The sequence below is a fragment of the Leucobacter sp. USHLN153 genome (assembly GCF_037145615.1).
In the GTDB taxonomy this organism is placed as follows: Bacteria; Actinomycetota; Actinomycetes; order Actinomycetales; family Microbacteriaceae; genus Leucobacter.
This window is the reverse complement of record NZ_JBBCXE010000005.1, coordinates 42,265-54,847: the sequence shown is the minus strand read 5'-3', so window position 1 is coordinate 54,847 and position 12,583 is coordinate 42,265. Positions and strand designations below refer to the sequence as shown.

Annotated in this window: 12 protein-coding genes; 5 read left to right on the top strand and 7 right to left on the bottom strand. The window is 69.8% G+C overall.

Features of this window, described 5'->3' with window-relative positions:
• Nucleotides 1-15: 15 nt before the first annotated feature.
• A complete protein-coding gene (locus tag WFH00_RS10140) occupies nt 16-726 on the top strand; it encodes an SDR family oxidoreductase (RefSeq protein ID WP_336660718.1) in 711 nt (236 codons plus the stop codon).
• Between the two features lie 29 nt (nt 727-755).
• Here the strand turns inward: WFH00_RS10140 and WFH00_RS10135 are convergent, their stop codons facing one another.
• The gene (locus WFH00_RS10135) at nt 756-2,009 is read right to left on the bottom strand and encodes a glycosyltransferase family 9 protein (RefSeq protein WP_336660717.1); all 1,254 of its coding nucleotides are present in this window, start codon (nt 2,007-2,009) and stop codon (nt 756-758) included.
• Nucleotides 2,010-2,143: 134 nt separating this feature from the next.
• On the opposite strand from WFH00_RS10135, the gene WFH00_RS10130 reads away from it, so the two are divergent.
• Nucleotides 2,144-3,604, top strand: coding sequence for a PfkB family carbohydrate kinase (locus tag WFH00_RS10130; protein WP_336660716.1), 1,461 nt, complete (start codon nt 2,144-2,146; stop codon nt 3,602-3,604).
• A gap of 171 nt (nt 3,605-3,775) precedes the next feature.
• Complete coding sequence (locus WFH00_RS10125) at nt 3,776-3,970, top strand: DUF2795 domain-containing protein (RefSeq protein WP_336660715.1); 195 nt, start codon at nt 3,776-3,778, stop codon at nt 3,968-3,970.
• A gap of 182 nt (nt 3,971-4,152) precedes the next feature.
• Here the strand turns inward: WFH00_RS10125 and WFH00_RS10120 are convergent, their stop codons facing one another.
• The 6 genes from WFH00_RS10120 to WFH00_RS10095 all read right to left on the bottom strand — a co-directional run bounded on the left by WFH00_RS10120 (nt 4,153) and on the right by WFH00_RS10095 (nt 9,896).
• A complete protein-coding gene (locus tag WFH00_RS10120; protein WP_336660714.1) occupies nt 4,153-5,169 on the bottom strand; it encodes a DNA topoisomerase IB in 1,017 nt (338 codons plus the stop codon).
• A complete protein-coding gene (locus WFH00_RS10115) occupies nt 5,166-6,284 on the bottom strand; it encodes a carboxylate-amine ligase (RefSeq protein ID WP_336660713.1) in 1,119 nt (372 codons plus the stop codon). The genes WFH00_RS10120 and WFH00_RS10115 overlap by 4 nt, the downstream gene beginning before the upstream one ends.
• Nucleotides 6,285-6,286: 2 nt before the next feature.
• On the bottom strand, nt 6,287-6,520 hold the full coding sequence (locus WFH00_RS10110; RefSeq protein WP_336660712.1) for a hypothetical protein: 234 nt from the start codon (nt 6,518-6,520) through the stop codon (nt 6,287-6,289).
• A 47-nt stretch (nt 6,521-6,567) separates the two neighbouring features.
• Nucleotides 6,568-7,041: an SRPBCC family protein gene (locus tag WFH00_RS10105; protein ID WP_336660711.1), complete on the bottom strand. Its 474-nt coding sequence runs from the start codon at nt 7,039-7,041 to the stop codon at nt 6,568-6,570.
• A gap of 128 nt (nt 7,042-7,169) precedes the next feature.
• Nucleotides 7,170-9,476: a bifunctional alpha,alpha-trehalose-phosphate synthase (UDP-forming)/trehalose-phosphatase gene (locus WFH00_RS10100; RefSeq protein WP_336660710.1), complete on the bottom strand. Its 2,307-nt coding sequence runs from the start codon at nt 9,474-9,476 to the stop codon at nt 7,170-7,172.
• A 69-nt stretch (nt 9,477-9,545) separates the two neighbouring features.
• Nucleotides 9,546-9,896: a TraR/DksA family transcriptional regulator gene (locus WFH00_RS10095; RefSeq protein WP_336660709.1), complete on the bottom strand. Its 351-nt coding sequence runs from the start codon at nt 9,894-9,896 to the stop codon at nt 9,546-9,548.
• 193 nt (nt 9,897-10,089) lie between these two features.
• Between WFH00_RS10095 and WFH00_RS10090 the strand changes: the two genes are divergently transcribed.
• Both WFH00_RS10090 and WFH00_RS10085 read left to right on the top strand, forming a co-directional pair.
• Nucleotides 10,090-11,685, top strand: a complete 1,596-nt coding sequence (locus tag WFH00_RS10090) for an isocitrate lyase (RefSeq protein ID WP_336660708.1) — start codon at nt 10,090-10,092, stop codon at nt 11,683-11,685.
• 197 nt (nt 11,686-11,882) lie between these two features.
• Entirely contained in the window at nt 11,883-12,575 is a 693-nt protein-coding gene (locus tag WFH00_RS10085) for a helix-turn-helix domain-containing protein (RefSeq protein WP_336660707.1), read from the top strand.
• The last annotated feature ends 8 nt before the right edge of the window (nt 12,576-12,583 follow it).

Genomic DNA, 12,583 nt, shown 5'->3' with positions numbered 1-12,583 from the left:
ATCGAAAGGAACCTGATGACTGTATCGACCACCCTCCGCCCGCTCGGCCGCGTCCTGATCACCGGCGGCAGCTCCGGCCTCGGCGCCGCGATCGCTCGGGCCGTGAGCGAGGCCGGGGGCACGCCCGCCATCATCGACCTCACCGTCGAGGGCGCAGCGAGCGGCGGAGTCGCGCGGTCGGCCGACGTGTCGGATCGCGCGCAGGTGGAGTCCGCGGTCGCGTCGATCGTCGACGAGCTCGGCGGGCTCGACGCGGTGGTCACCGCGGCCGGCATCGACCGCTGCGGACGGCTCGAGGATGTCGCCGCCGAGGAGTGGGAGCGGGTCATCGGCGTGAACCTGCTCGGCACGGTGTCGACCGTGCGAGCTGCGCTGCCGCACATCGAGCGGGTGCACGGCCGAGTCGTCACCGTCGCGTCGTCCCTCGCCCTTCGCGCACTCCCCGAAGCCACCGCCTACTGCGCGTCCAAGTTCGGCGTGCTCGGATTCTCGCGCGCCCTCGCCGCAGAAACAGCGGGGCGCCTGGGTGTTACCACGCTCATCCCTGCCGGCATGCAGACGGCATTCTTCGACGACCGCCCCGAGCAGTACCGTCCCTCGGCGGACGCACAGCTGAACGATCCCGCGAACGTCGCCCGCGCCGTGATCTTCGCGCTGCAGCAGCCGCAGGGATCCGAGGTGCGCGAGCTCGTGCTCACGCCCGAAGAGGAGCCCTCATGGCCGTGAGCCGGCCCGCACCTGCTTCCGGGCTGCGCTCAGCCCGGAAGCAGCGCGAGCGCGTCCGCGAGCACCGCGTCGACCGTCACGTCCGTGACGAACGACAGCTCGTGCTCGCAACGCTCCGCTGTCCAGCCCACCTGGGTGACGTCGCGGCCGCACACCGGGCAGCGGGTCGTCCACGAGAGCTGCACCCGATGCTCTCCGCGGCCGAACGGCCCCGCGTTCACGAGATTGCCGCACCAGAAGACCGACGCCGTGCGCGTGCCCACGGCCTGCGCGAGGTGCCGTGGGCCGCTGTCGTTCGCGACGCAGAGATCCGCGCACGCGAGGAGCCCCGGCAGGTCCCGCATCGGAAGCCGGCCGGCGAGATTCACTGGCGCCGCACCGCCCGCCGCAACCGCAGCCTCGCACACCGCTGTCGCGATGTCCCGCTCCGACTCGTCACCAATCACGCAGACGCGGGCACCGCGACGAGAGAGCTCGGCCGCGATCGCCCCGAAGCGGTCGGTCGGCCAGCGCCGGCGCGCGTCGGAGGCGCCCGGGTGCAGCACGACGTGCGGGGCATGGCCCTCCTGCGATCCGCCGCCGCTTGCGGCCCCGTCGCGCTCGGATCCCGCGGAACTTCCGGAGCCCGCGGAGCCCGCGGAGCTTCCGGAGCCCGCCGCACCCGCTGCATCGAGCCAGGCGACACGACCGCGCTCCCGCTCCTCACGCGTTACCCGCACGCGGGGCTCGAGTGTCACGGGCGCGGCGCCCGCGAGGCCGGCGACCTCGAGCCAGCGCAGCACCTCGTGCTGAAAGTAGACGTAGTCGAGCGTGCGGTCGAGCTCCAGCGCATCGTCCGTGCGCGTGCCGATCGCGAATCGTGCGCCGAGCTCCGCGACGAACGGGTTCGAGAAACGTCCGCCGCCGTGGAGCTGCACGGCGAGGTCGTAGCGCTCCGCGCGTTGCTCGGAGAAAAAGCGCTCGCTCGCATCCGGGTCGGGGGCGGATCCCCGCGGCTCGTGCACTCCCTGCGCGACCGGCAACGGCACCACTCGATCCGGCCCGCCGTCGCGACCCTCCAGGAGCGCCGCCGCTCCGGTCCCGAGCAGCGTCACCTCCGCCTCGGGGTAGGCCGCGGCGAGCGCCTCGATCGCGGGCTCCGCGAACAGCAGGTCGCCGATCCCGCCACCGCGCAGCACCGCGATCTTCCGCACCTCGGGGAAGCACGGCGCGAGCGGCGCGACGACCACCGCATCCCTCGCGCGAGGCGCTCGAGGCTCGGGTGCCGTTCGGGGCTGATGCATGCGTTCCTCCGGTGTGGTCATCGCCGGCGATTCGTCGCGCCGGTGCTTCCCTGTTCCACTGCCCCCTTCTCGTCAGTTTCAAACGTGACGGATGCACACGTGTCAGAGCGCCTCGGGCGCGAAAGGCGGTTCGCATGACTCCCCTGGAAACCATCGCGCTCATTCGCGATCGCCGGCCGCGCGTTGCGGTGCTCGGCGACTTCCTGCTCGACCGCTGGTGGCACGGCACCGTCGACCGCGTCGCGCGCGAGGCACCGGCCCCCGTTGTAGAGCTCTCGGGAGCGTCGGACCTGCCGGGCGGCGCCGCGAACACCGCGCGCAATCTCGCCGCCCTCGGAGCTGAGGTCGCCGCCTTAGGCGCGATCGGCGCCGACGAACCGGGCGACCGCCTGTGCGAGCGGCTCATGGAGTCGCGGGTCGACGTGAGCGCGGTGCAACGGGTGCCGGGCGGGCGCACGACGACCAAGGCGCGCGTCTCCGTCGAGGATCAGGTGCTCATCCGCCTCGACGACTCGCAGCGCGATCCCTGGCCCTCCTCGGTGCAGGAGCGCCTGCTGCGCGACCTGGAGGCCGCGCTCCCGCTCTGCGACGCGCTCGTCGTCTGCGACTACGGGGCAACGCTCCTTACCGATGCCTTGATCGAGCGCCTCGCTGCGCTGCCGCGCCCGAAGCTGCTCGTCGTCGACGCCCACGACCCCGCCCGTTGGGCGGCACTCCGGCCCGACGCGATCACGCCGAACGCAGGCGAGACCGAACGGCTACTCGGGGCGTCGCTCGGCTCGGGTGAGGCCCGGGTGGCGGCGGCCGACGCCGCGCGCGCCAAACTCCAGGCCCGCAGCGGCGCTCAGGCCGTGGTCGTCACGCTCGATCGCACGGGGACGGTGCTGCTCGACGGGGAACTGCCGCCGCACCGCACCCGCGCGCGAGCGGCCCCCGAGCAGCAGGCGTCCGGCGCGGGCGACGTGTTCGTCTCGGCGCTGTCGGTGGCTCGTGCGGCGGGCGCCCCGATGGCGGATGCCGTGGACCTCGCGCAGCTCGCCGCAGAAATCGCGGTCGAGCGTACCGGCACTTGCCGTTGCTCGCTCGACGAGCTCGAGCTGCGCGCGACGGCGGCCCCCGATCCGCAGCTCTCCGCCCGCGAGCTCGCCGAACGCCTCGAGCTGCATCGCCGGGCCGGCGAGCGGATCGTCTTCACGAACGGGTGCTTCGATGTGCTCCACCGCGGGCACACGGCCATGCTCCGCCAGGCGAAGCGGCTCGGCGACGTGCTGGTCGTCGCGCTCAACAGCGACGATTCCGCGCGGAGACTCAAGGGACCCGGTCGCCCGCTGAACGGGATCCGCGATCGCGTGAATGTCGTCGCCGAGCTTTCGTGCGTCGACTACGTGACGGTGTTCGACGACGACACGGCGAGCGGGCTGCTGCACGAGTTCCGACCCGACGTCTACGCGAAGGGCGGCGACTACACCCCCGAGATGCTCGAAGAGGCGGCGGAGATGCGACGCATCGGCGGCGATGTCGTCATGCTCGACTACATCCCCGATCACTCGACGTCGGAGCTCATCGAACGCATCAGGACGGCGCCGACCTCATGAGGCTGAACTTCCGCACCCCTCGGGCACGACCTTCCCCGCCAAGGAGCCGTCGTGGTGCCGTGCACCTCGAGTCCCCCACTACTCTCGTCGATTGCCGCACCGAGGCGAGCGACGAACTGCACTTCGACGCCGACTCCGAGCGCGCCGAAGCCCCAACCGAAAGGAGATCGCATGTCTGAACCGCAAAACCCCATCGAGGTGCAGCGCCACCTGGGCGGCGTCGATTACCCGGCAAGCCGTGATGACCTGGTCGAGACCGCTCGGAATAACGGAGCCGGAGACGACGTGGTGAGTGCCCTCGAGGCGCTGCCCGATCGCGAGTACGACTCCCCCACGGCCGTGAGCGAGGCCATCAGCGGCAGCTGAGTCGCGCGCTCTGCTTCGCGCGCAGCGGATCGGCACAGCGCGTCCATGACCCGCCGTCACCAGCAGATTCGCCGTCAGCACACCGCGACCACCAAAACCGCGTGTGCTGACGGCCGATCCGCTGCTAACAGAACGGGGCGGCGGATCGGTGGAAGCCCCCGGCCCGGCGCCGTCCCCGCCCGTCAGCGCGGAGCGCGTCGCGCGAAGAGCACCAGCAGGCACTGCTCGTCGACGCTCAGGTGCTGGCGCGGGCGCATCTTCTCGCGGGCGCGTCGAAGGCGGTCCCTGGCCTCCGCGTCCTCGGCGAGCGCGAGCACGCGCGGGTCGACATACGAAGAACGCGTCACCGCGGGAGTGTTGCCGAGGCGCTCGGCCGCCGCGCGCACGGCCTGTCGAGCGACGCCCGCGGCTTTGTTCTCGGTGGAGAAATCCGGCTCGTCGTGCTCGAGCAGTACGGAGAGCGCGATCCGACTCCCTCCCCAAGTGCGGAAGTCCTTTGCGGTGAATTCTTCGCCCATCACGCGCTTCACATAAGCGTTGACGTGCTTGCTGCGCACCTGCCGCGTGACCCCGGTGTCCTCGAAAAAGCTGAACACCTCGGATCCGGGTAGTTCCTCGAGCCGCGCGATGAGGCGCGCAACCCGCGGATCGGCGACGCGGCGCTCGTGGCGTTTGCCGCTCTTGCCGACGAAGTCGAAGCGCACGGAGCTCCCGTTCGCCGTCACGTGCTCCTCGCGGAGCGTGGTCACGCCATAACTGCCGTGCCGCTCGGCATACTCGGCATTACCGACGCGGAAGAATTCGAGGTCGATGAGGCGGATCACGCAGGCGACCACGCGCTCGCGGCTCAGGCGTCTCCGCCGCAGATCGCGGTCGACCCGCTGCCGGAGCTTCGGAAGCGCCGTGCCGAATCGGCCGAGGCGCGCGAACTTCTCGCGCTCCCGCCGCTGGCGAAAACGCGGGTGATAGATCATCTGCGTGCGGCCCGCCGCGTCAATGCCGCGCGCGAGCACCTTCGCGGACGGCGAGCGCGCGATCCGCACATCCGTCCATGCCGGCGGGATCACCAGCGCCTCGATCCTCGCGATCTCCTTGGCCGCGGTGATGCGCCTGCCGTCCTGCCGATAGACGAACCCGTCGCCGTCGGGTTCGCGGGTGATCGGGCCGCCACGCTTCCCGCGACGGCCCGATCCGCTCATTCGGCCCCCGTCTGCCCGCCGTGCGAGGCGCGATACAGCTCGAGCAGCCCGTCGACGCCGCGCTCGCGGAACGCCGCGAGCTGGCGTTGCGCCGGCCCGCCGGTCGTCCGCAGCTCCTCGAGGTAGCGCTCGACGCGCTCCGCGTCGCCGAAGTCCTCGAGCGAGGGGCGGGCGTACTCGAACATCTCGTCGAGGAACGCAGCCGCGGGCTTCGACTCGCCGACGACCGGGTCGATGAGCGAGCCGGAAAGCCCGTCGCGCGCGGCCATCCAGATGGCGCCGTCAAGCAGCCCGGGCACGACGCGGGCGGGCTCGGAGCCGTCCTCGGATTCGAGCAGGATGCGATCCACCAGCCCGCGCACGAGGAGCGCAAACGAGACCGCGTCCTCCGGTCGCAGCTGGGCGTCAGCGATCCGTAGCTCGATCGTGGGGAAGCGCTCCGACAGGCGCGCGACCCACGTCACGACCCCGCTGTCGATGAGCACTCCCGTTTCCACGAGCGTGCCGATCGCCTGTTCGTAGTCGGTGCCGTCCGCGAACTCCGGCGGATAGCCCGCGAGCGGCCACGCCATGCTCTTGATGTGCCGCCAGCTCGCGATACCCGTCTCCTCGCCGCACCAGATGGGCGAGTTCGCCGTGATCGCGAGCAGAGCGGGCGCCCAGCGCGAGAGACCGCGCAGAGCAAGCACGCCGGCGTCCTTCGACGGTACCGAAACGTGCACGTGCGTGCCGGTCACGTACTGGTGCGCGGCGGCAGCCCGCAGCTCGCTGCGCAGCTCGCGGTAGCGCGCCTTCGGAGTGACAACGCCCTCGTGCTCGCCGCCGACCGGCGGGAGGCCCGTGCCTGCGAGCACGGCCCCGAGATCCTCAGCGGCTCGCGCCGCCGACTCGCGAAAGTGGCTGAGCGCACGATCCGCGTCGGCCGCCTCCCAGCAGACCGGCGAGGCCGTCTCGAGCTGGCTCGAGAAGAACTCCCGGTCGGCGTCGCTCCGCAGCTCGGGCGTTCGCTCGACGATCTGGGCTGCTCGGTCGATCGGCACGCCGCTTTCGGCGTCGAGGAGGAGATACTCCTCCTCGACGCCAAAGCTGCGCCGCTGCGATGCACTCTGCGACACGCTCAGAGCGCCTCTCCCGCGCTGGCGTCCGTGTCCGTGTCCTCCGCCCGGCGGGCCGGCGAGGACGCGACGTCCTCACCGAGTTCCTCGAGGGCTGCGCGGGGGTCGTCCGTCGTCGTCTCGACTGACTGTTCGTCGTCCGCCCCGACGAGCGGACGATCCTCGTCGCGGTGGTCGGTCACGACCAGTTCCTCGTCACCGTCGATCTCATCGGTGGGTTCCCAAATCTCGGCCATTGCCGTCCTCTTCCTGAAGTGCTGATCGTGAAGCGCGCGGTGCGCGGCTAGCTGACCGCGCCGTCGCCGGGGCGATCCACCTTCCCGCGCCAGGCGCCGGTTTCGAAGCCGTTCGACTCGATGAGGCGCGCGAACTCCTTGAGGTCCGAGTTGACCTGCGCGTCGTCGAGCTGCAGCACAGCGCCCGCGTGCTCGACGAGACCCTCGGGATCCCACTCGAGCTGCAGACGCACGCGAGTCTTGTTCTCGTCGAGGCGGTGGAACGTGACCACGCCCGCCTGCGACGGTCCCGAGGTGCTGCGCCACGCGACGCGCTCGTCGGGCACCTGCTCCGTGACCTCGGCGGTGAACTCGCGCTCCACGCCCGCGACCGTCACCCGCCAGTTGAGCGTCGTGTCGTCGATCTGACGCACCTCCTGCACGCCGCCCATGAACGCAGGGAAATCCTCGAACTGCGTCCACTGATTGTATACGGTGCGAATCGGAAGGTTGATGTCGATGTCGCTGCTCACAGTGCTCATCTTGCGTTCCTTTCGGGTCGGAAAACCGACAGCTTCCGCTGCAGGTTCGTCCCCGAGCGTATGGGCACGGCACCCCCGCTGTCAGCGGGGTTGATTTCGCAGGTGCGCACCAGTATTCGGGTGACGCGTCAGTCGGATCCGATCACGATGCCCGTGCGGAGCTCGACCAGGCGGGCGAGCACGGCGGCAACGGCTGCGGGATCGGGAACGCGCTCGGTCGCAGCGCTCTCGCCCGGCCCGACCTTGATTCCGAGGTCGTCGGGGCCGAGCACCGAGAACGCGTCCTCGTCGGTGACGTCGTCGCCGAGGAAGAGCACCGGCCCCACGGGCAGCGCGTCGCGAATGCTCTGCAACACGGCGCCCTTGTTCGATGCCCGCACCGAGAACTCCCGCACCTGCTTGCCCTCACGCACGTGCAAACCTTCGGCGAGCCCGAGCTCGACCGCGGCTGCCTGCAGCTCGCGGCTCTGCTCCTCGTCGTGCACCTCCCGAGTGTGCACTGCGATGCCGAACGGCTTCCGCTCGAGCCGCACGCCGGGTTCTCCCCCGAGCACGCGCTCGAAGCGCCGATTCACACGGTGCAGCCACTCCGCCTCGTCGGCGGTCGGCTCACCGAAGCCGCTCGCGGCCATGACGCCCGAGACGTCGAAGCCCGTGAGTTCCGAGCCGTGCGAACCCGAGATGATCCACCCTTCGCCCGAGGTGCCCGTGCCGGTCTGCGCGAGACCGTCGAGCGAACGCCCGGTGAGCAGCGCGACCCGCACGCCCGGCGCGGTCGCGAGAATCTCGAGCGCCTGCCGTGCGCGCGGCAGGATCCGCGCATCTTGCGGGCGGCGCACGATCGGCGCGATGGTCCCGTCGAAGTCGGTGGCGACCAAGAGAGACGACGCGGTGGCGATGCGCCGCAGGCGATCCCCCACGCTGCGCGGCACGAACGCCTGGGGCACGATCGAGATCGGCCCCGTCTTCCCCTCTTCCAGCCCGCTCGCGTGCGAGGCGCCCCGCGACTCCGAGACGGACGCGACGGAGCCGAGGAAGCCGTTCGCCCAGTGCGCCACGTCGTTGTCGTGGACCGCGCGGCGCATCTGCCGCATGCGGCGCCGCTGCTCCTCCTGCGGCATGTGCACGGCACGCAGCAGCGCGGCCTTCAGCCCCTCGATGTCGTGCGGGTTGACGAGCAGCGCGTCGTTCAGCTCGTCGGCGGCGCCCGCGAACTCGCTGAGCACGAGCACGCCCTGCTCGTCCTCACGGCAGGCCACGTACTCCTTCGCGACCAGGTTCATGCCGTCGCGCAGCGGGGTCACGACGAGCACGTCCGCCGCGAGATACAGCGCGACCATCTCCTCGCGCGTGTAGCCGCGGTGGAGGTACACGAGCGGCGCGTGGCCAATCGTGCCGTGCTCGCCGTTGATGCGCCCCACCGTCACCTCGACCTCGTCGCGCAGCTTGCGGTACGCGTCGACCCGCTCTCGGCTCGGGCTCGCGACCTGCACGAGCACGATGTCCGAGGCGTCGATCTCGTCGTCGGTGAGCAGCTCCTCGAACGCCTTGAGGCGGTGGCGGATCCCCTTGGTGTAGTCCAGGCGATCGACGCCGAGCATCATGCGCTTCGGGTTGCCGAGCTCCTCGCGGATCTCACGTGCGCGCGCCTGCGTCTCGGGGCGTCGCGCGACCTCGGCGAAGGCCGCCGCGTCGATCGAGATCGGGAACTCCTGCGCGAGCACGGTGCGGCCGGGGCTGTCGTCCGTCGCGGGCAGCACGAGCGTGTTGCCGAGCGCCTGCGTGTGTGTGTAGCGCTCCGCGATCGTACGGAAGCTGATCGCGTCGGGCACCCGCTGGAAGCCGATCACGTCAGCGCCGAGCAGGCCGTTGATGATGGCGCGGCGCCACGGCAACTGTTCGAAAATCCCACGCGGCGGGAACGGGATGTGCAGGAAGAACCCGATCGTGAGGTCGGGCCGGAGCTTCCGCAGCATCTCGGGCACGAGCTGCAACTGGTAGTCGTGGATCCACGCGATCGCGCCTTCGGCCGCCGTCTCGGCGACGCGCTCGGCGAAGCGCTGATTCACCCGGCGGTAGCGGTCCCACCACTGGCGGTGGAACGCGGGCCGCGCGATCACGTCGTGGTAGAGCGGCCACAGCGTGCCGTTCGAGAACCCCTCGTAGTAGAGCTCGACGTCATCGCTCGACAGCTCGACCGGCTCGAGTCGCATCTGGCCGAGCTCGAAGGGCTCGATGCGCTCATCAGCATTGCCGGCCCAGCCGACCCAGACGCATCCGAGCTGCTCCACGATTGGTTCGACCGCCGTCACGAGCCCGCCCGGCGACGTCCTCCACGTCGATGACCCATCCGACGCGACGACCCGGTCGACCGGCAAGCGGTTCGACACCATTACGAGCTCGCGGCCCCCGGTCAGTCCCTGCATTCCCGTCATCACACCTCCCAGTGGCTTCGCTCAAAGTCTAATGAGCGACCACCGACATCGGCTGCCCCTTGACGCTCGCTACTCCGTGCACGAAACGCACCGCTCGCGGAACGGACGCACCTCGAGTTGTCCCTCGGGAATCGGCTGCCCGCACGAGGCGCAGACGCCGTAGGTCCCGGCCTCGATCCTGCGCATCGCGGCGTCAGCGAGGCGGGCATCGGCCCGAGCTGATTCGAGGAGCCCGGCGAGCAGCGACCAGCGGGCCGAGAGCGGTTCGCCGTCGGGATCGTGCTCATCGTCGTCGACGGACCCTCGTCGGGCCCTTGTCAGGGCGTCGAGATCCGCCTCGAGTCGCGCGACGCGGGCGGCGAGACGCTCTTGCTCGGCACGGAGGGCGGGGACGTGTTCCTGAGAAGAATGACGCTCCATGCGCCCACTCTACGCAGGGCAAGGCCTGGAAGGGCGTCCCTGGGACTACAGCGACGCCCAACCAGCCCGAACGGCAGGAAACATTTAAATTGCAGAAATTCTCGCTTTTTTCAGTCTCGATTTCGCGAGATTCGAACCCGAAACTGCCCCATCGTTGGAATTACCGAGAACATCACAACCGAGAGGTACCCCCATGACTGCGTTCCAGAACGACATCGACGCCGCGCAGAAGCTCGTCGAGCAGAACGGCTCCGCATGGAATGCGATCAGCCCCGAATCGGTCGCCCGCATGCGCGCGCAGAACCGCTTCCGGACCGGGCTCGAAATCGCGCAGTACACCGCCGACATCATGCGTCGCGATATGGAGGAGTACGACACCGACTCCTCGGCGTACACGCAGTCGCTCGGCGTGTGGCACGGCTTCATCGGTCAGCAGAAGCTCATCTCGATCAAGAAGCATCTGAAGACCACGAACAAGCGCTACCTCTACCTTTCGGGCTGGATGGTCGCAGCACTGCGCTCCGAGTTCGGCCCGCTCCCCGACCAGTCGATGCACGAGAAGACCGCGGTGCCGGCCCTCATCGAGGAGCTCTACACGTTCCTCCGCCAGGCCGACGCGCGTGAGCTCGATCTCCTCTTCACGCAGCTCGACGAGGCGCGGGCCGCCGGCGACGAGACCGCGATCGAGTTCGTGCAGTCGCAAATCGACAACTACGAGACGCACGTCGTGCCGATCATCGCCGACATCGACGCGGGCTTCGGCAACCCCGAGGCAACCTACCTGCTCGCCAAGAAGATGATCGAGGCGGGCGCGTGCGCGATCCAGATCGAGAACCAGGTTTCCGACGAGAAGCAGTGCGGGCACCAGGACGGCAAGGTCACGGTGCCGCACGAGGACTTCATCGCGAAGCTGAACGCGGTGCGCTACGCCTTCCTCGAGCTGGGCATCGAGAACGGCATCATCGTCGCTCGCACCGACTCGCTGGGCGCCGGCCTCACCCAGAAGCTCGCAGTGACGCAGACGCCGGGCGATCTCGGCGACCAGTACAACTCGTTCCTCGACGTGGAGGAGATCTCCGAGGTGGATCTCGGCAACGGCGACATCGTCATCAAGCGCGACGGCAAGCTGCTCCGCCCGAAGCGTCTCCCCTCGAACCTGTACCAGTTCCGCCCGGGCACGGGCGAGGACCGCGTGGTGCTCGACTGCATCACCGCGCTGCAGAACGGCGCCGACCTGCTGTGGATCGAGACCGAGAAGCCGCACGTCGAGCAGATCGCGGGGATGGTGGATCGGATCCGCGAGGCCGTGCCGAACGCGAAGCTCGTCTACAACAACAGCCCCTCGTTCAACTGGACCCTGAACTTCCGCCAGCAGGCCTACGACCAGCTCGCCGAGCAGGGCACCGATGTCGCGCAGTACGATCGTGATCGCCTGATGAGCGAGGAGTACGACGACACCGAGCTCGCCCGCCTCGCCGACGAGAAGATCCGCTCGTTCCAGCGCGACGGAGCCGCCCGCGCCGGCATCTTCCACCACCTCATCACCCTGCCGACCTACCACACGGCGGCGCTCTCGACCGACAACCTCGCGAAGGGCTACTTCGGCGATGAGGGCATGCTCACCTACGTGCGGGACGTGCAGCGCGCGGAGATCCGCCAGGGCATCGCGACGGTGAAGCACCAGAACATGGCCGGCAGCGACATCGGCGACAACCACAAGGAGTACTTCGCCGGCGACGCCGCCCTGAAGGCCGGTGGTAAGGAAAACACGATGCACCAGTTCAGCTGAGCGGGGCTCGCCGCTCGCGGCGGCAAAGGTGCGGATCGGGAGGAGCGGAGGCTGAGCCTCCGCTCCTCCTCTGCGCGCCGACCCCGCCCCCTGGGATCGGGGTAGTTTTCGGCGGGTGTCGGCGAGCATCCTCGCTCGACACCCGCCGAAAGTTACCCCGCAGGCAGCTCCCCAGCCGCGCGGGATACCCTTCAACCATGCCGCGCCGCGTGACCGACTACCGCGGGCTCACGCACCCGAGCCGCCTCAAATTGCTGCGTGCGGTGCAGCGACTCCCCGGCCGGCGCCTCGCAGAACTCGCGGACGAGGCCGAGCTCCACGCGAACACGGCTCGCGAGCACTTGACGGTGCTCGAGGACGAGGGCCTCATCGTCAGCTTCACCCTCACGACGGGAGAGCGCGGCCGGCCGCCCGTGATCTTCCACCCGGTCGACGGCGACCACGTGAGCGAGGTGGCGCGGCGCCGGTCCGAGACGGCCCGCGCGCACGGCGAAGCGCTGCGACAACTCGCGCCCGATCTCGCGGAATGCGGCACCCTCGCGGCCGAGGCGGTCCACCAGCTCGACGCCCTGTACGAGCACCTGGATGACGCGGGGCTCGATCCCTCGCTCGATCATGAGCAGCTCACATTCGAGCTCGCTCCGTGCGTATATCGGCCGGTGCTGGATCGCGATCAGCCGCTCGTCTGCTCCGTTCACACGCGGCTCGTGCAGAGTCACCTCGCGCAGGTTCCGGGCCCCCTCGAACTGCGGCGGCTGGACCCCTTCTTCGCTCCCGAGCGCTGCAGAATGGAGCTTGGAATCTCGGGCGAACCGGTGCCGTCGTCAGGTCCGGCGAACGCCGAAGCGGCCGACGAAACTTCCCCGCAGGGAAGCACCGCCGGCCGCTGAAGGCAAGC